25 protein-coding genes and 1 pseudogene are annotated in these 23,981 nt (G+C 36.6%); 18 read left to right on the forward strand and 8 right to left on the reverse strand.

Annotated elements, in window-relative coordinates:
- Window positions 1–93: 93 nt before the first annotated feature.
- The 10 genes from JOD07_RS10475 to JOD07_RS10520 all read left to right on the forward strand — a co-directional run bounded on the left by JOD07_RS10475 (window position 94) and on the right by JOD07_RS10520 (window position 10,151).
- On the forward strand, window positions 94–783 hold the full coding sequence (locus JOD07_RS10475) for a 4Fe-4S double cluster binding domain-containing protein (protein ID WP_158741415.1): 690 nt from the start codon (window positions 94–96) through the stop codon (window positions 781–783).
- Between the two features lie 140 nt (window positions 784–923).
- Entirely contained in the window at window positions 924–1,496 is a 573-nt protein-coding gene (locus JOD07_RS10480) for a helix-turn-helix domain-containing protein (RefSeq protein WP_330636260.1), read from the forward strand.
- On the forward strand, window positions 1,493–1,762 hold the full coding sequence (locus JOD07_RS15840) for a GyrI-like domain-containing protein (RefSeq protein ID WP_330576596.1): 270 nt from the start codon (window positions 1,493–1,495) through the stop codon (window positions 1,760–1,762). Before JOD07_RS10480 ends, JOD07_RS15840 begins: the two co-directional genes overlap by 4 nt.
- A gap of 281 nt (window positions 1,763–2,043) precedes the next feature.
- On the forward strand, window positions 2,044–2,928 hold the full coding sequence (locus JOD07_RS15845; RefSeq protein WP_330576595.1) for a GNAT family N-acetyltransferase: 885 nt from the start codon (window positions 2,044–2,046) through the stop codon (window positions 2,926–2,928).
- Window positions 2,929–3,271: 343 nt separating this feature from the next.
- A complete protein-coding gene (locus JOD07_RS10495) occupies window positions 3,272–5,398 on the forward strand; it encodes a PTS sugar transporter subunit IIABC (protein WP_158741414.1) in 2,127 nt (708 codons plus the stop codon).
- Window positions 5,399–5,752: 354 nt separating this feature from the next.
- A complete protein-coding gene (locus JOD07_RS10500; RefSeq protein WP_158741413.1) occupies window positions 5,753–6,589 on the forward strand; it encodes a transporter substrate-binding domain-containing protein in 837 nt (278 codons plus the stop codon).
- 97 nt (window positions 6,590–6,686) lie between these two features.
- A complete protein-coding gene (locus JOD07_RS10505) occupies window positions 6,687–7,355 on the forward strand; it encodes an amino acid ABC transporter permease (protein WP_158741412.1) in 669 nt (222 codons plus the stop codon).
- Window positions 7,345–8,085 carry an amino acid ABC transporter ATP-binding protein gene (locus tag JOD07_RS10510; protein ID WP_158741411.1) on the forward strand — a complete coding sequence of 247 codons (741 nt, stop codon included), beginning with the start codon at window positions 7,345–7,347 and terminating at the stop codon, window positions 8,083–8,085. Before JOD07_RS10505 ends, JOD07_RS10510 begins: the two co-directional genes overlap by 11 nt.
- A 20-nt stretch (window positions 8,086–8,105) precedes the next feature.
- Window positions 8,106–8,690 carry a cytidylate kinase-like family protein gene (locus JOD07_RS10515; RefSeq protein ID WP_158741410.1) on the forward strand — a complete coding sequence of 195 codons (585 nt, stop codon included), beginning with the start codon at window positions 8,106–8,108 and terminating at the stop codon, window positions 8,688–8,690.
- Between the two features lie 99 nt (window positions 8,691–8,789).
- Window positions 8,790–10,151, forward strand: a complete 1,362-nt coding sequence (locus tag JOD07_RS10520) for an MATE family efflux transporter (RefSeq protein ID WP_158741409.1) — start codon at window positions 8,790–8,792, stop codon at window positions 10,149–10,151.
- Between the two features lie 189 nt (window positions 10,152–10,340).
- Here JOD07_RS10520 and JOD07_RS10525 read toward each other — a convergent pair whose 3' ends face one another.
- The 5 genes from JOD07_RS10525 to JOD07_RS10545 are packed head-to-tail and all read right to left on the reverse strand — an operon-like array spanning window position 10,341 to window position 14,538.
- On the reverse strand, window positions 10,341–11,096 hold the full coding sequence (locus JOD07_RS10525; RefSeq protein ID WP_158741408.1) for an amino acid ABC transporter ATP-binding protein: 756 nt from the start codon (window positions 11,094–11,096) through the stop codon (window positions 10,341–10,343).
- A gap of 44 nt (window positions 11,097–11,140) precedes the next feature.
- Complete coding sequence (locus JOD07_RS10530) at window positions 11,141–11,866, reverse strand: amino acid ABC transporter permease (RefSeq protein WP_158741407.1); 726 nt, start codon at window positions 11,864–11,866, stop codon at window positions 11,141–11,143.
- Window positions 11,867–11,878: 12 nt separating this feature from the next.
- Window positions 11,879–12,583, reverse strand: coding sequence for an amino acid ABC transporter permease (locus JOD07_RS10535; protein WP_158741406.1), 705 nt, complete (start codon window positions 12,581–12,583; stop codon window positions 11,879–11,881).
- A gap of 27 nt (window positions 12,584–12,610) precedes the next feature.
- Window positions 12,611–13,501, reverse strand: coding sequence for a transporter substrate-binding domain-containing protein (locus tag JOD07_RS15475; RefSeq protein ID WP_158741405.1), 891 nt, complete (start codon window positions 13,499–13,501; stop codon window positions 12,611–12,613).
- A gap of 32 nt (window positions 13,502–13,533) precedes the next feature.
- Window positions 13,534–14,538 (reverse strand): uroporphyrinogen decarboxylase family protein, encoded by a 1,005-nt coding sequence (locus JOD07_RS10545; protein WP_204613915.1) that lies wholly within the window; start codon window positions 14,536–14,538, stop codon window positions 13,534–13,536.
- Between the two features lie 500 nt (window positions 14,539–15,038).
- On the opposite strand from JOD07_RS10545, the pseudogene JOD07_RS16020 reads away from it, so the two are divergent.
- A pseudogene (locus tag JOD07_RS16020) lies at window positions 15,039–15,188 on the forward strand (aminoglycoside 6-adenylyltransferase); the annotation flags it as partial.
- 133 nt (window positions 15,189–15,321) lie between these two features.
- Here JOD07_RS16020 and JOD07_RS10555 read toward each other — a convergent pair.
- The gene (locus JOD07_RS10555; protein WP_204613917.1) at window positions 15,322–15,705 is read right to left on the reverse strand and encodes a hypothetical protein; all 384 of its coding nucleotides are present in this window, start codon (window positions 15,703–15,705) and stop codon (window positions 15,322–15,324) included.
- Between the two features lie 254 nt (window positions 15,706–15,959).
- Between JOD07_RS10555 and JOD07_RS10560 the strand changes: the two genes are divergently transcribed.
- Window positions 15,960–16,730 carry a TraX family protein gene (locus JOD07_RS10560; protein ID WP_330636261.1) on the forward strand — a complete coding sequence of 257 codons (771 nt, stop codon included), beginning with the start codon at window positions 15,960–15,962 and terminating at the stop codon, window positions 16,728–16,730.
- 97 nt (window positions 16,731–16,827) lie between these two features.
- Here JOD07_RS10560 and JOD07_RS10565 read toward each other — a convergent pair whose 3' ends face one another.
- A complete protein-coding gene (locus JOD07_RS10565; protein WP_204613919.1) occupies window positions 16,828–17,376 on the reverse strand; it encodes an ECF transporter S component in 549 nt (182 codons plus the stop codon).
- A gap of 336 nt (window positions 17,377–17,712) precedes the next feature.
- On the opposite strand from JOD07_RS10565, the gene JOD07_RS10570 reads away from it, so the two are divergent.
- The 6 genes from JOD07_RS10570 (at window position 17,713) to JOD07_RS10585 (ending at window position 23,495) form a co-directional block, all read left to right on the forward strand.
- Window positions 17,713–19,287, forward strand: a complete 1,575-nt coding sequence (locus JOD07_RS10570; RefSeq protein WP_158741863.1) for an alkaline phosphatase — start codon at window positions 17,713–17,715, stop codon at window positions 19,285–19,287.
- A gap of 99 nt (window positions 19,288–19,386) precedes the next feature.
- On the forward strand, window positions 19,387–20,526 hold the full coding sequence (locus JOD07_RS10575) for a YibE/F family protein (RefSeq protein WP_207756924.1): 1,140 nt from the start codon (window positions 19,387–19,389) through the stop codon (window positions 20,524–20,526).
- Between the two features lie 446 nt (window positions 20,527–20,972).
- Entirely contained in the window at window positions 20,973–21,131 is a 159-nt protein-coding gene (locus JOD07_RS15850) for a class I tRNA ligase family protein (RefSeq protein ID WP_330576635.1), read from the forward strand.
- Window positions 21,132–21,147: 16 nt separating this feature from the next.
- Entirely contained in the window at window positions 21,148–21,678 is a 531-nt protein-coding gene (locus tag JOD07_RS15855) for a class I tRNA ligase family protein (protein ID WP_330636263.1), read from the forward strand.
- Window positions 21,579–22,373 (forward strand): class I tRNA ligase family protein, encoded by a 795-nt coding sequence (locus JOD07_RS15860; RefSeq protein WP_330636264.1) that lies wholly within the window; start codon window positions 21,579–21,581, stop codon window positions 22,371–22,373. Before JOD07_RS15855 ends, JOD07_RS15860 begins: the two co-directional genes overlap by 100 nt.
- Before the next feature lie 252 nt (window positions 22,374–22,625).
- Window positions 22,626–23,495 (forward strand): PhzF family phenazine biosynthesis protein, encoded by an 870-nt coding sequence (locus JOD07_RS10585; RefSeq protein ID WP_204613921.1) that lies wholly within the window; start codon window positions 22,626–22,628, stop codon window positions 23,493–23,495.
- 237 nt (window positions 23,496–23,732) lie between these two features.
- Here the strand turns inward: JOD07_RS10585 and JOD07_RS10590 are convergent.
- Window positions 23,733–23,981 (reverse strand): hypothetical protein (locus JOD07_RS10590; protein WP_330636265.1); only part of this gene is annotated, 249 nt, incomplete at its 5' end.

Raw genomic sequence — 23,981 nt, forward strand, 5'->3', positions numbered from 1 at the left:
TTATTCTTGAAAATTATGGATGGTAATGGCATTATAGAATAAAGGCTCATGTACAATTTGAAAAAGTGGAAAGAGAAAGAGGGGGTTTTCGTGATGGAAAATGATCAATGGGTAAAAGAAACACTTAAGGAAAAAAATATTGATTTGATAGGATTTGCTGATTTATCAGAAATAGATACAGAAAAGCGTTATGACTATCCTCATGCCATTTGCTTCGCTGTTGCTTTAAAGGTGTTTCCCAGTACAGACAGTGAGTTGGCTAAAGAGTATTATGATGAGTTCAATGCTGTAAACCAAAGACTTCGTGAAACCAGTAATTTTCTTGTAGAAAAGATCATGGAGCGAGGGTTTAATGCATATTCGCTTTTTGAAGAAAGGCAAAATGAAACATTCAGGACCCAACTGCCTTTGAAGACGCTGGCTACACGATCAGGGCTGGGATGGATTGGAAAACCAGCTATTCTTGTAACAAAAGAATATGGCAGTGCGGTAAGGATTAGTGGTGTATTAACGGATATGCCGTTGACTTCGGGAACGCCGATTAATGAATCGCTTTGTGGAAGCTGTGAAGAATGCGTTAAGCATTGTCCGGGACATGCTATCAAAGGGAATATATGGAGTGTGCATATGGACAGAGACAACCTGGTGGATCCATTCAGGTGTATAGATACGATTATTGAAAGAGGCAGAGTGTTTAATGTAATGGAGGGCGAATGTGACATCTGTATTTCCGTGTGCCCGTGGACAAAGCGATATAAATCGAGAACAGGAGAACTCAAATGATTATTTGGCTCAATGAGCATTTGGTTGAGGAAATAGTACAAAATACTGAGCAATAAAACTTGCAGTAAATTGCATAAAAAGTCGGGTATGGCCCTCAGTTGAAAATTATAATAAAAGTACAGTCGGAGAGGGGGATGTGTATGCTTGGATGGATAGAGGGTATTCAGAGGGCAATTGAATACATTGAGGATCATCTGACAGAGGAACTCAATATTCACGAAATAGCAGAAAAAGCCTGTGTTTCAGCGTTTTATTTTCAGAAAATATTTAATGCCCTGTGCGGGTTTACAGTAGGAGAATATATACGAAACAGAAGACTTAGCCTTGCAGCGCAAGAGCTTTCCAAAGCAGACGTCAAAGTAATTGATGTTGCAGTAAAGTATGGTTATGATTCTCCTGACAGTTTTACCCGTGCATTCACCAAATTTCATGGCATTCCTCCTTCGACAGCTAAATTAAAGGGTGCAAATCTGAAATTATTTGCACCACTTAAAATAAAATTAATATTGGAGGGCGGTACAATGTTGGAGTACAAAATTGTTGAAAAGGCACAATTTACAGTTATGGGCAGGATAAGGAGCTTTAACACAGACACTTCCTATGACGAGATTCCAAAGTTCTGGCAGGAGCATTTGCAGAGCGAAGAAAGCAAAGTGGTTTGCGGAATGTACGGCATCTGCATGGATAATGATGGAAAAAATTTGACTACATGATTGCGGATAATTACTTGCCATGGAATGAAATTCCTGAAGGCTATGAAACCAGAGTGATTCCAGCTGGGACATGGGCGGTATTCCCGTGTAGAGGTCCATTGCCAAAACCATTGCAAGATGTCAATACAAGAATCTGGAGTGAGTGGCTGCCAAGTTGCAGGGAATATAAGCTTGCGGGCAACTATAATGTTGAAATGTATACTATACCTGAAGGGAATCCAGAGGATTATTATAGTGAAATTTGGATACCGGTTGAGAAAATATAAAAAATAGCATAGGCCATAAATTAAAAACGCCAATTACTTTTTAGTGATTGGCGTTTTTAATTGAAAGCAGAATAGAATTGGCAAACACATTTCAAATGACTTAACAGCAGACTATTTATGAATTATAATTTAAGTAAATCGGCTAGAGCCAGCATTTACTGTATTGAATACCGGGCTGTTCATGACACAGCGATATGATGTTCGTAATGATCCAGCGAAACATAGTGTATTTCAAAAAATGTATAAGTCAAATCACATTTATAAAAGAAAGAAGGAATAATATGTTAAGACTAAGGCCATACAGGAAAGAGGACGCCAAACACATAGTGACCTGGTGCAAAGAGGAAAGAGATTTTTATAAATGGACTGCTGGACTGCTTGGTGCATTTCCAATAACGGCGGAACGCATGAACGATGCTGTTTCTGAGAGAATTGAAAATGAGACATTTTTTCCGTTCGTGGCAGTTGATGAAGATGGACCAGCAGGATTTTTTATATTAAGGCAGCCTGGAGACAAAACAGATGAATTAAGATTTGGTTTTATAATCTTGAATCCAGATAAAAGAGGAAAAGGTTATGGAAAGCAAATGCTTCAGCTGGGAATGAAATATGCTCTTGAAATATATGGAGCCCAAAAACTCTCATTAGGTGTATTTGAAAATAATCCTCAAGCATATTATTGTTACACATCCGTGGGATTTAAGGAAAATAAAAAGGATGAGCCCAAAGTATACCATATATTGGACGAAACGTGGAAATGCATTGAGATGGTGTATGAAAAACCTGTGATTAAAGGAATACATCATGTGTCACTTAAATGCACTACTGAAGAATTTGAGGCTGCAAAGACATTTTATAGAAAGGTATTAAATCTGAAAATTGTGAGAACCTGGAATGAAGGTATTATGTTTGATACAGACAATGGCTTAGTAGAAATTTTCTGTAATGGCCCAGGGATAAAGGACCAGGGAGCAATCAGACATTTTTCACTTGCTGTGTCAGATGTTGATGCCATAGCAGATTCTGTGCAAAAAGCCGGATATGATGTTTTTATACCACCGAAAGATATTATTTTACCATCAGAACCTAAGCTGTATGCCCGAATTGCATTTTGCACCGGACCTTTGGGAGAGCAAATAGAACTTTTTCAGGAAAAAGAAGCGTAAGATTATTTTTGTATTTACTGCAAGACTTTTGATAGGTTTTGCAGTTTTTTATTGTAATAAAAAGTCCTCCGGGCAGAAAGCACACTTGCGCATATTGTATTTAGTCGACTTTGTCGACCGCGCTCGGCGTGAGAAGTGTGTTTGTGAAACTCTTTCTTGTGAATAGGAAATTTGTCTTGCTTGGGAGTGGCCAGATTTTTCACCTTATATGTGTGATGTAGTTATTTTTTGTAAAATACACCGGAAGGATATTTTTGCATATGTATTTACTATTCTGTAAATAATAAAACTTGAATTCTATAAAGTAAAAGAATGGTATGCCATATAGGAGGCGGGTGAAGAGATGAAAGATAAAGCATTTAGCGTATTGCAAAGGGTAGGACGTTCATTCATGCTACCAGTAGCTGTTTTGCCGGTAGCTGGATTATTGCTTGGCTTAGGTGCATCCCTGACGAACGTTACGACATTGGAGACCTATAATTTAATCGGTTTTATGGGACCTGGAACGGTTATATATAATATTATGACGATCTTAAGTCAATGCGGCAGTATTATCTTTGACAACTTGCCCCTGATTTTTGCTGTAGGGGTAGCGATTGGAATGGCTAAAAGGGAAAAAGAAGTAGCTGCATTGGCTGCTATGATTGCTTTCTTTGTAATGCATGCTGCGGTAAGCGGTATGATTGTTATATATGGGGGGGCGGAAGCTTTTATGAGTGGTGCAACGGCTTCTGTTTTAGGAATGACTTCTTTACAGATGGGGGTTTTTGGAGGAATTATCGTTGGACTTGGTATTGCAGCCTTGCATAACAGATACTATAAGATTGAATTGCCTGCGGCTTTTGCTTTCTTCCAGGGAACCAGATTTGTACCCATCATAGGTACGATTGTTTACACTTTTGTAGGTATATTAATGTTTTACATCTGGCAGCCAGTGCAAATAGGCATTAATCAATTAGGCGGTCTTGTAGCAACTACAGGTGTCGTAGGAACGTTTTTCTTTGGATTGATTAAAAGACTTCTTATCCCTTTTGGTTTGCACCATGTTTTTTATATGCCATTTTGGCAAACTGCCATTGGAGGTACGATGGAGATTGCAGGAAATGTAGTTGAAGGCGCTCAAAACATTTTTTTCGCCCAATTGGCCGATCCTGCGACGACACATTTTTCAACTTTGGCTACCAGATTTTTCAGTGGGGAGTTTATTCTTTATATATTCGGCTTTCCTGGTGCTGCTTACGCCATGTATCGCTGCGCACGACCTGAAAAAAGGAAAGAAGTTTATGGTTTATTGCTTTCAGCATCCTTAACGTCAATAATGACTGGTATCACAGAGCCTATAGAATTTTCGTTTTTATTCGTAGCTCCAATATTGTTTGGGATTAGTGCTGTTTTTGCAGGACTGGCTTATGCGATTGCCCATGCTCTTAATATTGCTGTGGGTTTAACTTTTTCCGGTGGATTTATAGATTTGTTCCTGTTTGGTATTTTGCAGGGAAATGCGAAGACTTCGTGGCTTAGGATCATTCCGGTAGGGATTATCTATTTTATAGTTTATTATTTTGTATTTAGCTTTTTAATTAAAAAGTTCAATTTAAAAACACCTGGCAGAGAAGAGGATCACGTTGAAACCAAACTATATAACAGGGCCGACTATGAAAGCAAAAAAAGCGCAGAGAAAGTTAATCAGACTGACAACAAGGATGAATTATCTGCTGTTATTACAGAAGGACTTGGCGGAAAGGACAATATCAGCGATGTGGATGCATGTGCCACAAGATTAAGAGTAACAGTATTTGACAGCAATAAAGTAAAAGAAAATGTCTTAAAATCTACAGGTGCTTCAGGAATTGTTAAAAAAGGAAATGGTGTTCAGGTCATCTATGGACCCAGAGTAACCGTGATCAAGTCAAATCTTGATGACTATCTGGCTGGTAACAGCTCATCCAAACCTGTTCAGAATAAAGTTCCTGATGAAACCAGAGCTGTAGAAGAAATCAATCATAAAAGAGATCATACAGGGCAGACAGTTATTTGTTCGCCTGTAACTGGCAAGGTAGTGGAATTAAAAGATGTTGGTGATGGAGTCTTCTCAGAAAGCATGATGGGACAAGGATTTGCTGTTGAGCCATCGGATGGAAAGGTTGTAGCACCCTTTGATTGTAAAGTTGTAACTGTTTTCAACACAAAACATGCCATAGGATTGGTCAGTGGTAATGTGGAATTGCTTATTCATATAGGAATTGATACAGTCAAGTTAAAAGGCGAAGGGTTCGATGTGAAAGTCGAAGCAGGTGATATCCTTAAGAAGGGTGATTTGATCGCTTCATTTGATAAAAAATTTATTACCGAAGCAGGATATTCAGTGATCACTCCAGTAATTATTACAAATACCGATCATTTTAAAAACATAAATTTAATCCATAAGGGAAATGTGCAAGCTGGAGACCAGGTATTGGTGGTCGAATAAATAACGCATAGACTCAGTCTAATATTAATGGAGTGATGGATGTTTCAAAAAGGAGTGCGGCCAAAAAACAGCATTCCTTTTTACTTTTTACATAGGAAATTTTTACGAAATTTCTATGTATCAAACTGTAAAAATTCTTTGTGATTTAAAAAACAAAAAATTCAGAAAATAAAAAACCTTGCAAGATATAGAGTTTTGCAATCTAAAATATATAATTTTATAATTATATAAATTGACAATATAAATCGGATTATATTATAATATCGACTATAGTGTTAACGAAAGGGTTTTTAACATGCCCAGTGAAACATAGTCATATTCTAAAAATAAAATTTTACATTAAGGAGAATGAGTATGAAGAAAATTTTGACTTTCATTTTATCGACAGTTTTACTCAGTAGTGTGGTACTAACAGGATGTGTTTTTCAAATTAACAACTCAAAGGATCAATCATCTTCTACTCCGTCAGAAGCAACACAGGAGTCTAGTCAAGATACCAGCAGTTCAAATAGCGATAAAGTATGGATTATCGCAACAGACACCGTATTCAAACCTTTTGAATACACCAATGAAAACAATGAATTTGTAGGAATTGACGTGGATTTATTAGCAGCTATTGCAGAAGATCAAGGATTTAAGTATGAATTGCAAAGCCTTGGATGGGATGCAGCAGTTGCAGCAGTTCAGGCAGGACAGGCAGACGGTCTTATTGCAGGAGCAACCATTAAGAAGGAACGTATTGAATCTGGATGGATTTTCTCTGATGGATATTTCAATGCGACTCAGACATTTGTTGTGGCTGAAGGCAGCGACATTAAGAGCTTTGAAGACCTTAAAGGAAAGAACGTTGCAGTTAAAAATGGTACAGCTGGTGCTGATTTTGCAAACAGTTTAAAAGATCAATACGGATTTACAGTAACTGTTTTTGAAGATTCACCTACTATGTATCAGGATGTAATTCTTGGAAACAGTGCAGCCTGTGTAGAAGATACTCCAATTATGGCGGCATCTATAAAAGAAGGTGGTTTACCACTTATGATTCCTGAAGGAATGGAAAGTGAAGGGGCTCCTTATGGTTTCGCTATTATGGATGCAAAAAATCAAGAATTACTGGATATGTTTAATGCCGGACTTGCAAACATTAAAGCAAACGGAAAATACGATGAGATCATTAATAAGTATTTAAAATAGTCGTATACTAAGGTGACTATGAACGTGAGAAACTGTTGCAGGTATCTCACGTTTTTTACTATTTACAATTGTGGGATAATAACAGGGGTGATTACAGATGATTATGATTATTGAAAAGTACGGTTACATGTTGATGCAGGCACTGGGAAAAACTTTGCTGCTTACTTTGTTGTCATTGTTTTTTGCCATGATCATCGGTCTGATTTTTTCGCTGATGAATGTTGGGAAAAATCGAGTTTTTAATTTAATTGGTACGGCATATGTTGACGGAGTTCGAGGGGTTCCTTTGATTGTTTTGGCTTACTTTATTTACTTTGGTGTACCAGCTGGGGTTAAAATGATGGGTGTGCAGGATTTCAGACTGTCAGCCCTTCAGGCAGGTACTATTGCCCTGGCTATGAACTGTGGTGCTTATATGGCTGAGATTATTCGTGCAGGTATTGAGAGTGTGGACAAAGGACAGATGGAGGCTAGTAGAAGCCTTGGCTTAAGTTATGCAAAAAGTATGCGCCTGGTAGTGCTGCCACAAGCCATTCGTACAATGATTCCCTCTATTATCAATCAGTTTATTATTACATTAAAAGATACCTCCATTCTTTCTGTCATTGGATTCCCTGAATTAACCAATATGGGTAAAACCATCAGCGGCAATACCTTTAAGAGTTTAGAAACCTGGACAATTGTTGGTATTATGTATATGGTTGTTATTGTTACACTCAGTAAGGTTGCCAAGAGGATTGAAAGGAGGATTAACCGTGGCAGATAGAAAAATTAAAATACATGTTGAAAATCTGAAGAAAAATTTTGGAAAATTGGAAGTTTTAAAAGACATCAGCATTGATATTTATGAAGGTGAAGTGGTTGTTTTATTAGGCCCTTCCGGAAGCGGAAAATCTACTTTCCTTCGCTGCCTTAATCGTCTGGAGGTTGCTACGGCTGGTACCATCATTGTTGATGGAAAGGATATTACAGACAAGCATACAGATATTAATAAAGTGCGCGAAAACATCGGCATGGTGTTCCAGCACTTCAATCTTTTCCCTCATAAAACTGTCTTGGAGAATATCATGCTTGCGCCGGTAGAGTTAAAAATTATGACTAAGGCAGAGGCTAAAGACAAAGGTATGCAGTTATTAAGACGTGTTGGACTGGATTCAAAAGCAGATGCATATCCATCTCAACTTTCAGGGGGACAGAAGCAGCGTATAGCGATTGCAAGATCTCTGGCTATGAATCCTGATATCATGCTTTTTGATGAACCTACGTCTGCACTGGATCCTGAAATGGTAGGAGAAGTTTTGGCTGTTATGAAAGAGCTGGCAGCAGAGGGGATGACCATGGTTGTGGTAACCCATGAAATAGGCTTTGCAAAAGAAGTTGCAGATCGAATTGTCTTTATGGATGGTGGCTATATTGTAGAACAGGGACCTCCACAAGAAATTCTTGTGAATCCAAAAGAACCCAGAACGATTGATTTCCTAAATAAAGTTTTATAAACCGTTAGGGAGGATGCATGATGAAAAAGATTATTACAATTAGCCGTGAGTTTGGAGCCGGTGGAGGAGAAATTGGCCGTAAGGTAGCACAGGCTCTAAATTATGATCATTATGACAAAGAGTTGATTTTAAAAGCTGCAAAAGAATCCCAGGTGGATGTAGAAAGTTTGCTAAAATGGGATGAGAGGGTTCCCAGAGACTTTGGATTTGCCCAGAGCCTTTTTGATTTTTATAACAGACCGCTCAGCGAAAAGCTTTTTGATGCTCAACAACGGGTTATTAAAGCCATAGCTGAAAAGGGCAATTGTGTTATTGTTGGGCGGAATGCCAATGCTATTTTAAAAGAATATGATCACGCCCTTCATGTATTTGTACATGCTGATTTTTATTGGCGTCTTAACCGCATGAAAGCTAAAATGCCTGATGCAACGGAGCACAAGATCAGTGAGCAAATCCGTGCCATTGATAAAATGAGAAGAAAATACTGTACTTATTATACCAATACAGAATTTGGCGTAGCCGATTATTATGATATCAGCTTTAATACCTCTAAATTAGGAATCGATGCATGTGTTGAGATTATCTGTAATTTAGCAAAGCAGTAAGCAGCATAAAACAATAGAGCCTTACTTAGAGAGATTCTCTTTAAGTAAGGCGCTTTATTTTGACGTAAATTAGTATATATTAAGACTGAGGTGATGTTGATGACTAACACTGTAAGTCACGGTAATTTTGCAGAAGGAAGTGTAAGGAAAAACATTCTAAGCCAGGCAATTCCCCTGACTCTTGCTCAGTTTGTTCAGCTACTTTATAACATTGTTGATCGAATATATATAGGTCACATGCCAGGGGCAGATGCAGGTGTTGCCCTTACAGGGCTTGGACTTTGTTTTCCCATCATTACACTTATTTCTTCCTTTGTTAATCTGGTTTTCACCGGAGCTGCTCCATTATGCTCCATGTCCCGTGGGAACAGAGATACCAAAAAGGCAGGCAAAATACTTACAACAGCCTATTCTCTTCTGGTGATCATCAGTATTAGTATTGCAATAATCATTTTCTTTGTAAAGAAACCTTTATTGTATCTATTGGGTGCCAGTGATGTTACTTATGGTTATGCTGTTGAATACTTAAATATTTATTTAACAGGAACCTTGTTCTTTGCAATTGGTACAGGTATGAATATTTTTATTAGCTTACAGGGCTATCCTCGAATTGGAATGTTCACTACAATAATAGGAGCGGTTATCAATTTAATCCTTGATCCTATTTTGATATTTGGTTTTAACATGGGTGTTAAAGGCGCTGCAATTGCAACCGTATGGAGTCAGTTATGTTCTGCCCTATGGGTCCTCTTCTATTTAAGTAAGAAGGATATGGAACTTAAATTCAATCCCTTCCGTTTTACAGTTCATAGTGAACTTTTAAAAAGCATTTTGACTCTAGGTATGCCAGGATTTATCATGGGAGTTACCAATAGTGCAGTGCAGTCGGTATGTAATGCAACCCTTTCAGTATACGGTGGGGATACATATATTGCCATTATGACCATTTTCAATTCAGTTCGTGAGATAAGCAGTCTTCCCATTAACGGAATCACTAGCGGTTCACAGCCGGTATTAAGTTATAATTATGGAGCGAAAGAATATGTACGAGTAAAAGAAGGTATAAAATTTACCGCTTTTGTAGCCCTGTGTTACACAGGAATTTTCTGGATTTCTACTTTATTGTTTCCTACCGTTTATCTACATTTTTTCAGCAGTGACGCATATATCATTAAAATTGGAAAAATGCCTCTAATGATATACTTTTTAGGCTATATATTTATGACTTTTCAATTTTCTGCGCAGTCAACTTTCGTAGCCCTGGGTCGTGCCAAGCATGCTGTGTTCTTTTCAATTTTTAGAAAAATTATTATTGTTGTTCCGCTCACCATCCTACTTCCTAAAATCCCTTCTGTAGGGGTTCTGGGAGTGTTCTGGGCGGAGCCTATATCAAATCTCATAGGTGGTATGGCAAGTTTTATAACGATGATTCAAACAGTATATAAAAATTTAATAGAATAACGATGCTATATTGCCCTGCACATGCAGGGCCTTTTTACTGCTCATTAGGCATAAAAATTCCTCTTAAGCAAATTTTAGTTAATTCTATCTTCTGCTTAAGAGGGATTATCGTATCATTTTATAGGTGTTTATGATTAGATACTATGAGGACTGCGATAAAGAAAAACAAGAACTTATAAGGCAAAACTGTTAAATGGCGTAGTCTTCTACCGGAGGCAGGATTCGGCTCAAAAACTGCTTTGTTCTTTCCTCGCGGGGATTTAAGAAAATCTCTTCAGGCGGACCTTCTTCAATAATAATCCCGCCGTCCATGAACACGATATGATTTGCAACATCCCTGGCAAAGGACATTTCGTGAGTCACTACGACCATGGTTATACCTTCCCGGGCCAACTGTTTCATAACGCTAAGTACTTCACCGGTCAATTCGGGGTCAAGGGCAGAAGTGGGTTCATCAAAAAGTATTACATCCGGATTGACGGCAATAGCTCTCGCAATAGCAACACGTTGCTGCTGTCCCCCTGAAAGCATCGAAGGATAATAATTTTCCCGGTTTGAAAGTCCCACTTTACTCAAAGCTTTTCTGGCGATTTCAATAGCTTCGGCTTTGGGAACTTTCCGCGCTACAATCAAACCTTCTGTAACATTTTCAAGGGCGGTTTTATTATTGAATAAATTAAAGTTTTGAAACACGAACGCTGTTTTTTTTCGAATCTTTGAAATTTCACTGGAGGACGCGTTGTTAATGTTTACATGCAAGTCATCAAAGATGATTTCTCCTTTATCTGCACGTTCGAGAAAGTTGATACAGCGAAGCAGTGTGGTCTTTCCCGAACCACTAGGGCCCAGAATAACAACGACATCCCCTTTTTTAACCTTGATATTGACACCTTTTAGAACTGCATTATTTTTAAAAGCTTTATGGATATTGATTAATTCTAACATAATTCACCTCCCAGCCTTTATTTTTTTATCAACGAGTCTATTCGTTAAATGGCTTTAGCTGCGGATCCTGAAAAGGCTCGATAGGAAACAAAGTGTTTTTCAACCAATGCAAAAAGAAGCTGGATGATGGAACATAAGATAATATAAATGAACAGAATATCAAGATAAGACTCAATATAGTTATATCCGTAGGAAGCCTCAATTTTTGCGATGGCTGTCACTTCTTTTACGGTCATCATGAATGCCAGGGAAGTACCTTTGATCAAATTGATTGTAAGGTTACAGACATTGGGTATAGCCGAAACCAGAGCCTGTGGTATTATGATCCTGATATAAGCCTGTACAGGAGACATACCGATAGAAAGAGCGGCTTCCAATTGACCTTTGTTTACAGTCAGAAGTGCTGAACGGAATATTTCAGAAAGACCGGCACAGGTGTTTAATGAAAACACTATATATGCATATATGATTGGATTCATGTCAAAAATGTTGATATTCCATCCCATATTTTTAACGATTGCATTAAACAGACTTGGTAGTAAGCTGTAAATGATCAGAATCTGCAAAACGATTGGTGTACCTCGGATAAAAGAAACATATCCGGTTACTACTTGCTTTATAATTTTTATATTGTAAATTTTAGAAATAGCCATGAAAAATGCAATTGGAGCTGACACGAGAAGAGCTACAGCAGTAATACTTAAAGTTGCAGGAACACCAGTGAGGGCCAGAAAAAAGGTATCAATCAGATATTCGATATTTAATTCCATAAGGTACACCTCCTATCCAGCGATACTCTTTTTACCTTTAGAAAGAGATTTCTCCAGCATATTAAAGGACCTTTCAATCATCAAGGTAAGTCCCCAGTATATCAATGCCAGGGCAATATATGTTTCCAGAGCGTAGGAACCAAAGTTTTCTGAAATGATTAATGATCCTTTTCCCATTATATCAATCAATCCGATCGTAAAAGCCAGAGAGCCATCTTTCATAAGGTTGATTAATAGATTGCTGAAATTGGGCAAAGCTACGGCAACGGCCTGGGGCAATACGATCCTGTAAAAAGCCTGAAAGGGACTTAAGCCGATGCTGACTGCAGCTTCCCTTTGGCCTTTATCAATGGATTCATAGGCTGAACGCATGATTTCAGACATAGTTGCACCAAAAAGCAGCGAAAAAGTTACAAGAACAAATATACCTTTTTCAATGGAATTGATATCCACTCCTATGGTGGAGAACAGCAGCTCAGGTAATCCATAGTAAACAATAAACAATAATACGATGGGTGGAGTACATCGCATCACGGCAATGTAGGTATTAGAAAGAAGTCTTGAGATTTTTCGCCCGGCTATTTTGGCTCTTGCCAGGATTAATCCCAGCAAAGAGCTAAAGAAAACAGAACCTGCAAGGATCAAAAGCGTCACCGGTAAGAAAGGAAGCAAATCGAAAAAAACTTCCAAAATAAACAAGGGTTTAAAAGGTCTCATAGTAATTTGCCTCCTTTACTATAAAAATCATTCGGAAATATATTGGAAGATGTCTTCGTTAAAGTACTTCTGAGATAATTCAGCGATTTTTCCTTCCTTTGTGAGCTGTTCGATGGCCTTATCATAGGCATCGGCTAAATCCTGAACGTTTTTGTTGAACAAAGGATATGTTGGAATAGCCTTGTATGGTACATAGGCAAGTTTGTTGGCAAGATCTTTATATGGAGCGTTATCCGCCAGAACATTATTTTCATAACTCAATTTGATGTCAAAATATGCATCATATCTGCCTTCAAGAACCCATGTGTAGGCATCGGAAATATTGAAGTTTTCTGATGCTACCAGATTTACTTGATTATCAGGATGGGTTTTATTGTATTCTTCCACGATATTCCATTGAGCATTTTGTGGTGCAATCGGAACAAGTTTTCCGCTGAATCTGGCAAAAGACTCCATATCCTTAATCTTGTCAGAATCCTCAGCCCTGAAGGTAAGGCCTATGATACTTGCAGCAATATAGTTTTTGGGATAAATATATTTCTTTGCACGTTCTTCGGTGAACCATGCACCTTTTACACCCACCTGGTATTTCCCTGATTCGACACCAATGAGCAAATCGTCATCTGAGGTTGGTACAAAAGTAAATTTATATTGGGGGAGTAGTTCATCAACTGCTTTTAATACCTGAACCTCAAAACCGTCGGATTCACCTTGATCATTTACATAATCATAGGGTACATAAGTTTGAGTATGAGCGACCCGTATTTCTGTAACTTCTTCAGATGAATCCGAAGTTGCTGTATTTAATAGAGCAGACGATGAGTCAGAAGATGTGGGATTAGATTTTGAGCAGGCAACTGATGCTGCAGATAGTGCCAGAACCATTGAAAGGACGATTATTTTACGTAACAAACTCATTACTCATTCCTCCTTCTTAATTTTGATTTATTTTATAATTCAGCTGATAGGCTTTGAGCTTTGTTTCTAACCCAATGCAAACGATTTAAATCAATATCGCTGGGAACAGTGCAATCGGCTCCTAATACAATGCCGGTTTTACCTGCTTCTCTAAGTAGTTTTTCTGTAAACGCTTCAATTTCTTCCTGGCTTCCTTTATACAAGATTCCGTTTGCTGTGTTATCAAAACCACCAATAATTGCCCTTCCACCAAACAATTTTTTGCCTTCCGCCAGGCTTATGCCTTCTACATTGACAGCCCAGTTGATGATCTTTGCATCATAATCTACATAAAGATTTAAATCATTGCGACTTCCTTCATATCCGCAAATGTGCAGGATATTATTTTCACTGATTTTGTTTGCGCTTTCCAGGACAAGGAGCTCACTGGGAGCAATGACTTCTTTATATAGCTCGGGACTGATGCGGGAATCTTGAACGTTTTGAACACTTAAGTAAATTCCGTCAGCATTTCCTTCACTGATGACTTTCTGAGCCAAGGTGGACAGATCCTTTGCGATAGTGTTTAATGCGTGTTTGACAGCATCTTTGTTTTCCAATATCAAATCAGCCAAAACCTTGTTTCCATTATTGCCGAACAGGATTTTAAAAAAAGTTGCAGGAGCAAATACATTGTAAAATGTAAGAACTTCATTTCCAAAAGAATCTGTTAAGGTTTTAACCAGTTCCACTTGTTTTACAATCCATGGGTGATCTGGTCCGATGGGTTCTAGCTCAAAGAACTTTTCTACATTTTCTGTATTTAATAAAATTGGATTAGGATATTGAAAAAAGCCATCACTCATGAGTTTGACAAAGTCGGGTCTAAATTCTGAGACAAACTTATTGTGACCATCAATATTTTTTTGGATGATGGCTGGATTTTTTACTCCTTCTGCCCATTCATCGCTATTTGTAAAATGGAACCAAAATCCAACAGGAACCCTTTCTACTGGTTTGTTGTTAAAAGCGTCGAGTACTAATTGTCTTCTTGACATATTCATTTCTCCTTTCTTTAATTTATAGATTATTTGTGTATTCATTATATGGATCTCTATCTGGAGTCACAGATTTTATGCTTATTTCTACTGTTTAAGTGGCGATAATTTACATATTTCCTATTCATAGACCCCCCTTTTAATTTAATAAAATCATATATGAATAATATGTAATGATTAAAGTACCATGTTTTCATAAATTTGTCAATTATTTTTTATTAAAATATATATGAATAATATGAATTAAATTGTGAAAGAATTACAAAGCCTAAATAGAATAAGGGTTATAACATAAAAGCAATATTTTTAAATTTTATTGACTACAATACCCCTGATTGGTATCATTTACCTAATAATGTGTTATCATTGTGTCAATTAAATTCTTTGATGGAGGTGATTGTGTAGTTTATCCTTGTAAACAGGCAGCTGTTGGATACAGGCAGCCAGAGTACAAGATGGAATAACTTCTGGTGGTGCCTGAATAACGTAGCAATTGGGCAGTAGTTAATACGATGTGTAATTTATTCCATACATTGGCATTGACAGTAGCGACACATTTTGACTTTACTTATCGGCAGGAGGAAGAAGATGGTATAAGGGAATATATAAGAATGGTAAAATATAGGATTAGGAGAGTGAGGAGAGAGTAAATATGGTAAATAGTGAATGTCCCTGTAAGAAGAAAAATGTATTTATCACGGTAAATGTGAGGAATGTCGGGAACATCATAAGAATTAAAAAAGACCCCGTCCATGTGAAAGGAAGAAGTCTTTTCTCAAAAAGTTATTCTTCTTTTAAATGAAAGTTCAACTGACTATCCAAAGATAAATCAGAAGAAGATTCTTTTTGGAATATTAATTGACCATCCTTTATTTTAAACAAATAGACATTTCCGCTATTTTCATGGAGGGTCAAAGTATCGTTCTCGACTGTGTATGTACCGACAAAAATCTTACTATCCAAGAGATTTCGACTTAATGTGAATTCACCATTTTCGCCTAAGAAAAGTTTAGCCTGGTCAATTTCGAAAGCATTATCATCGCCAGAAATATAAGTTCCAGGTTTTAGTCCATCAATTGATACGTTCTTTGCTTGGCCGTTACATCCTGTTGGTATTAATAAACATAACATTATAAGGAGAAAAAATGATATTTCTCTTTGTTTCATAAATATCACCTCTAAAATATGATGCAACATGTTATTAAATATGTGTAATATTAAACTGTATTTGATATTTTAATGTATTTTGTATAAATTTTTCAAGATTATTTTATATGTTTATATGTAAGAAAAGGTCATCTCAATATAACAGGTGAAAGGTGCAAAATTTTTTATAATAAGAATCACTGAAAAAATAAATTAGAGTAGTTAGTTGATGAATTATGTAAGGAATAGAAATTAACTATTGGAGGTATATGTAAGTGAATACGGAAACGGTAGAATTAAATGTAAATGCCAAGAATAATATCTGGAATAGAGATGTCATCAAATACATAGCTATGTTTACCATGCTTTTAAATCATATTTCACATGTTTTTATGGAGCGGGGAAGTTTTTTGTCGGAATTTTTTCTGGACATCGGATATTTTACAGCCATTACAATGTGTTATTTTCTTGTGGAAGGGTACCAGTATACCCGTTCGAAGAAGAAATATGCATGTAGATTGGCGGTTTTTGCTATGATTTCCGAGATTCCATTTTGTTTAGCTTTTACTAAAGATGGTATCATAGGTTTTTACGGAATGAATATGATGTTTACATTATTGCTGTGCTTTTTGATTCTTCTTTCCATTGAAAGGATTGACAATAAATTTTTAAGAAGGCTTGCTATAACAGGGCTGATATTGCTTTCTTGTATCAGTGACTGGGGATTGCTTGCACCTTTTTTTACATTGATGTTTGCACGGGCGAAGGATTCCAAAAGACGTGTAAAGAGGACCTATGTTATTTCCTGTATTCTATTTGCACTTTATTACTTTTCGGAAGGAATCGTGAAATTTCCATTGGGTAAAAGTATTATTTATGCATTAGGAGCCATGGCAGGAATGGCTCTTTCTGGAATTGTAATCATCTACCTTTATAACGGCAAACGCATGGAAAAAGGCAAAACATTTTCCAAATGGTTCTTTTATGTATTTTACCCGCTGCATCTTCTGATATTGGGATTATTAAGACTAGTTTACTTAATGTAAAGATTGATGCATCGTGAAAGTTTTCATTGTCAATTGAGCACTACTCTCAATTTAAAAAGCTCAAAAAGAAAGGGATTTTGCTCAAAATCCCTTTCTTTTATATTCTTGCAGAATAGTTAGATTTATGATTAATCATTGTGTCAAACAATTTATGAATCCCAAATTTCCAGCACAATAACATTCCGAATACTGCACCAACTGCCCCCTGAGCTATTTCGTACGGAAGTTTTACCATGGCATATTCGAAAGTGCTGTAGACATAGATTTTTCCAAGGGTATACCCTACTACCATGATGACTGCACCAATGGTTACACCTATCCCTGAAGCAAGGACTGGCTTATTTTTCAGTACTTTATGAGAAAATAAGGATATAACAGCAGCCTGAAGTCCGTGGGTAACCAGTGAGACAAACATTGGAGCCGGATAAAAGAGCAGATCCCCCAGAAAAGATCCGACTCCTCCAACAACAAAGGCTTCAAAAGGGTTAAGCAGGATTGCTGCAAGACAGATCACAACATCACATAGATAAAGATGTCCGCCAGGAACAGGAACTCCAAAAGAACTCAGGGCAATATTCATGGCCATAAATATGGCGGTGGCTGTTAATCGTATTGTAGTCATTTTTTTGGATTGTGTTTGTATCATTGACACATCTCTCCTTTTCTTTTGATGCCTGAAATAATATCATCATTTTGGTAATATTAAAATAATCAGAAGAATTAAATATTATATATCCAGATAAAATACCAGATGGATTAGTGGTATAAGTTAACAGATCAGACATTTTTCTTCTTTCAAGCAAGTTTCCAGGGCAGAAATACTATATTACGCTATCAGAGATATTGCCAGTTTAAGAAAGGATTAGCCTAACAAAGGATTAACCTATAGTTTACTTATCGTTTACTTTTATATAATTGGGATTTAACATACCTCCTGTATATTTACAGGTGTGAAATGACTAATACATTTAGGAGGTATGATATGTTTAAGAGATTATTATCAGCTATACTTTTTCTGACCGTGGTGACTTTGATTGTAACGGGATGTAGGGCGCAAAATCATGTAAGTCTGCTGATGCAGCATGACAAAACAGTCAGGACTGAGCATCTGGTTCAAAGCGTTAAATCTGACGTGCAATCTCCTAAGTACATTTTTATGTTCATAGGGGATGGAATGTCTGCTGTGCAGGTGAATTCTGCTCAGATTTACATGGGAACCAACAAACACAATAATCTTAGACTGGGGACTCTTAATTTTCAAGATTTTGAAGCAGTAGGCTATCAGACTACTCATGATGCGACTTCATTTGCACCGGATTCAGCTTCCACAGCTACTGCTCTTTCCTCGGGATTCAAAACATGGAGTGGTACGATCGGTTTAAGACCAGTTGGGAATGTTTCAGGAAATAAAGCTGAAAACGTGGATACAAAGAATGTTCCGAAAACAATTGCAGAAAGACTTAAAGAAGAAAAAGGAATGAAGATCGGTATCGTATCAACAGTTACGATTAACCATGCGACACCTGCTGCATATTATGCCCATGTTCCATCAAGAAATAGCTATTATGATATTGCGTTACAAATGGCAGACTCAGAGTTTGATTATTTTGGGGGAGGAACCATTAAACAACCTACAGGCAGCAATAAGGATCAAAAAGATGTTTATGAAATTTTGAAAGAAAAGGGATATAAAATTGTAAAGACCAAAAAAGATATATTGGCATTAAACAACAATTCAGGCAAAGTATATGCCGTTACTCCTGTAATTCAGGATGATGGTGCAATGCCATATGCCATTGACCATAAAGAAGGAGACTTAACCCTTGCTGACTTCGTTAAAAAGGGTATCGATGTATTGGATAATGATAAAGGATTTTTTATGATGGTTGAGTCAGGAAAGATTGACTGGGTTGGTCACGCGAATGATGCAAAGACGAATATTGTTGAAGTTTTAGCATTTGCAGATGCTATTCAAGCAGCTATTGATTTTGCAAAAGCACATCCTGATGAAACATTAATTATCGTAACAGGGGACCATGAAACAGGTGGTATGACGATCGGGCAGGCAACTACTGGTTACGATGTGGCATTAGAAATATTAAAACATCAAAAAATGTCCTATGTCGCATTTGATGAAAAACTTAACAGTATAATTGAAAAGAATCCAGACTTGACATTTGAAGAAATCATGCCGGTAATTACTCAAGCTTTCGGATTAAAAGATGAATACATAGATGGTGAGGGCAAAGATTCATATATGACACTTGAACTGTCAGACAGTGAAGTAGAAAGGTTAAAGAAGGCTTTTGATGCAACGATGGCAGAAGAACAATCCAACGATGAAGAATTCTATAGATTATATGGTGACTATAATCCATTAACGGTGACATTAACTCATATTTTAAATAACAAAGCCGGAATAGGTTGGACTTCATATTCTCATACAGGCGTTCCAGTACCAGTATATGCTACAGGGGTGGGAGCAGAATTATTCAATGGTGCATATGACAATACGGAAATATATTATAAGTTGGTTGCTGTCACTGGACTTAAGTAATTTTGTAAAATAAAAATATTAGAAGGCTGGGTTTTACCAGTCTTTTTTATTACATAAAAAATTCTTCCGGGCAGGATGCGCATGAAAGGAGTATAAGTTTTGAATCAAAGGATAGGAAAACAGAATAGAAAAGAAACTGTATTTATATTTTCACTGCTGATTTTATTAGTAATACTGATTCTATTGCCAACAGGATTTGATCAACAGCAGTACCATTATACAGAAGGAGTAAAGGCTAAAGTACTGTCAGTAGATTATTCAACAGTACACAATACCGGGCTTTTCAAACAGGGCGATCAAAAGACAACAATAGAAATTGAGACTGGCAGTCATAAAGGTGAAGTTATAGTGGCAAACAATATGCTTACAGGAAGTTTAGAGGCAGACAAGCTTTTTGCTGAAGGAGATAAAGCCTGGGCACTGATTGGTTTTGATGAAAATGGAAAAATAAATTTTGCAAATATGATCGACCATTATCGATTAGATAAAGAGCTGGTACTAATAGGATTTTTTGCAATAGTTATAATCATATTTTCAGGGTATACGGGAATTCGCACGTTGTTATCTTTTGCCTTTGCATTATTAAGTATATGGAAAATACTCATTCCATATATGTTAAGGGGGTATAATCCCATATTAACAGCTTTGATCGTAGGGAATATTTTAACTGTTATAACGATATTTCTGGTAACAGGTTTTACGAAAAAGGCTTATGCTGCTATTATTAGTTCTATCATCTGTTCCATTATTACATGTGTTCTGGCGATTATATTTGGAGCTTACTTTAATATTCATGGGGCAGTTATGCCCTGGTCGGAATCATTGCTTTATGCTGGTTTTTTAGATCTTGACTTAACTTCTGTTTTCCAGGCAGGAATATATCTTGCCAGTTCAGGCGCCATAATGGATCTTGCTGTGGATATATCCTCTGCATTAGAAGAGATTACAATGAATAGCCCTAATGTTAAGAGGACTGACTTGATTCAGTCAGGGATGAATATTGGAAAATCTGTGGTAGGCAGTCAAACCACAACCCTTTTATTTGCATACATGGGAAGCTATTTATCGATTATGATGGTATATATGGCACAAGGTACACCGATATTGAATATCTTAAATTCAAAATCCATAGCTGCAGAAATCCTTCATACATTTATTGGATGTATTGGATTGGTTTTGATTTCTCCGTTGACGGCCATGATCAGTGGATTTATTCTGAAAAATGAAAAATATAGTTAAGATGAATTCTAAAGGGAAATTTTCATATTTTTATCGAAAAAGAGAAGCTATTAAAGGTATAGTTTTTAGACATTATACATGTAATAACTATGAGCCTATATTCCACGTGAAATCTATATACAGGCTCATCAGAACTTTATTAAAAAAGTTGCATGCTTATTGAAATGTATAATTGACATGATCTAAATTTTATGATAAATAATTTAATAAATTATATTATGTTTACTTTTAGGCTACGACGGTATCTCCCGTTACAGAGATAGAGTATCGGTAAGTATAATTACCCGTACTTGAAGAGGTTTATTTCGCGAGAAATGAATGAATTAGGGTGGTAACACGAAGTGCAGCTCTCGTCCCTGAAGGTTAATATTCAGGGGTGAGGGCTTTTTTATATTAAAAATTTTTAGATATAAATACAAATAATATTAGATGAAAGAGGGATGATCATGAAAAGGATTCTAATTGGAGGCGCTTGGCCTTATGCTAATGGTTCACTTCACATTGGTCACGTGGCAGCTTTACTGCCTGGAGATGTTCTTGCAAGATATTATCGCTTAAAAGGAGATCAAGTCTTTTATGTTTCGGGCAGCATAGGCTTTTTGTAAGCATTGTCAAAAGACTTTGACAGACCGTTTGGTTAAAGGAATTTGCCCAAAGTGTGGGAAAGAGACAAGGGGAGATCAATGTGATCATTGTGGAATGATTTTAGAATCTGAAACTGTCATTAAACCTGTCTGTTCAGAATGTGGTAACCCAATAGACTTTTTGGAAACTAACCAGCTTTATATTGCAATATCCAAACTTGAACCCCAATTACTCAGTTATCTTTCATCAAAAACACACTGGAGAAAAAATGCAATTGCGTTTACTAAAAGATATATAGATGAAGGTTTAAGAGACAGAGCCATCATGCGAAATCTTGACTGGGGAATAGATGTCCCAAAAAAGGGATACGAAGATAAAAAAATATATATATGGGCTGAAAATGTACTTGGTTATTTATCTGTCAGTAAGGTAGCTGCCGAAAGGCGAGGAATTCAGTTCAAGGATTTATGGGGAGACAAGGCACGACACACTATTATGTCCATGGAAAAGATAATATTCCCTTTCATACTATTATATTGCCAGCTTTATTGTTGGCTCATGGTGTGAATTTACATTTGCCTGACGATATTATTTCCAGTGAATACTTGACATTGGAAGGAAGAAAAATTTCAACAAGTCAGAATTGGGCGATATGGATGAAAGATATCGTAGAGAAATATAATCCAGATTCTATAAGATACTTCTTTATGGCCAATGGCCCTGAAAAAAGAGATACAGATTTTTCATGGAGAGAATTTGTAGAAAGAAATAATAATGAGTTATTAGGATCCTATGGAAATTTTGTAAATAGAACATTGGCTTTCATCGTTAAATATAACGATGGCACAATTCCGAAAGGAACAGTAGAGGATGAAATAAAAAATAGAATAGACAATATCTATTTAGAAGTTAGTAAAAATATTGAGGATGGTCACTTTAAGGATGCCCTTGAGAGTATTTTTGATTTTGTTCGATTTGGTAACAAGTATTATGATTCAAGGGAGCCCTGGAAGACCAGACTTGCTGACAAAGAACTATGCGATAAGGCGCTCAATAATTGCGTTCAGATTATTGCAAATTTAGCTGTATTATTGCAACCTTTTTTACCGTTTTCTTCAGAAAAAATAATCCATTGGCTTAACCTTAAGAATGAATGGAAGCCCCAATATGTCCAAGAAGGATTGAAGATATCAGATATTTCCATACTCTTTGAAAGGCTTGACCAGAGAATAATTGAAGAGGAAAAGAAAAAATTAGGTTAAGAAGAATGTTGATATGTGTAATAAGGGATTTAATAATTACTGTTCTGAAAATGGATTAGGATATTTTAAATTATCAATATACTTTCTTATGGAATATATAGAAGACTAAGAAATATATAGTTCTAACGTAAAATATTGTTGTATATGGACTTTATAATTACAGTTGATTATAATTTTTTGAAGAAAGTCACTATAATGAATGATGGAGAGATAGGAGAATAGTATTGACTTTGATTTGAGGAGGATAAAATTATGAAAATAAAAGTATTTCAGGTTAATTCATTTGCGAAGACTGTCCAAGGTGGAAATGCAGCAGGTGTCGTACTGGATGCAGATGGTCTAAAAGAGAGAGATATGAAGAAGATTGCCAAAATCATTGGATATAGCGAAACAGCTTTTGTGAGCAAATCTGAAGGAGCTGATTTTAAAGTACGGTTTTTTACTCCCCAAGAAGAGGTAGATCTCTGTGGACATGCAACCATTGCTACGTTCCATACAATGGCAGAGCAGGGGCGTATTCTTCCAGATAAGTATACTCAGGAAACTAAGGCGGGTGTTCTTCAAGTAGAGGTAAAAAAGGATCATACTATCATGATGAATCAAAATATACCGCAGTTCTTCGAAATAGTTAGTAAAGAAGAAATAGCTGATTCTCTGAATATTTCCTTGAATGATATGATTGAGGAGTTGCCAACGCAAATAGTGTCTACAGGACTAAGAGATATTATAGTACCAATAAGCAACCTTGAAACATTAAGTGCCATCAAACCTGATTTTCAGAAGATCGCGGCAGTCAGTCAAAAATATAACGCTATTGGTTTACATCTTTTTACCCTTGAGACTTTGGGGGAATCACATGCACATACTCGAAATTTTGCACCGCTGTATGGTATTTCCGAGGAGTCTGCAACAGGTACTTCGAATGGTGCTTTAGCCAGTTATCTATTTGAGTATGGCGAAATTAGCAGGGAAGAAGCAACTCATTTGATCATAGAGCAAGGCTATTCAATGAATAAGCCTTCAGAAATCATTATAGAATTGGAAACAAGGAAACAAAGCATTACTGGTGTCAAAGTAGGGGGAAGGGCCATTTCATTTGCTGAAGTTGATGTGGAAATATAAATTATGTTAAGACGTAGTTCTTTTGCCTAAGACCAACTTAATAAGTGTGTGATAAGCTTTAAAAAAGGGATTTTACCTTGTGAGCAGTATTTTCTGTCCAGAGGCGAAATCCCTTCTTTTGGATTAAATTAATATTAATAAATTGATGAAGATTAAGTTTTCTTTCAAAGGAAATGGATGCCGGATATGTCATGTATGCGTTATGATCATCATTTTGAACTTTTTCAGAAGCACACATCAGACTTTACTATTGATCATATGGTTAAACAGTTTATGAATACCGCATCTCCAACATAATAACATTCCGAATACTGCACCAACTGCCCCCTGAGCTATTTCGTACGGAAGTTTTACCATGACATATTCGAAAGTGCTGTAGACATAGATTTTCCCAAGGGTATACCCTACTACCATGATGACTGCACCAATGGTTACACCTATCCCTGAAGCAAGGACTGGCTTATTTTTCAGTACTTTATGAGAAAA

This window comes from Defluviitalea raffinosedens, assembly GCF_016908775.1.
GTDB lineage: Bacteria > Bacillota > Clostridia > Lachnospirales > Defluviitaleaceae > Defluviitalea > Defluviitalea raffinosedens.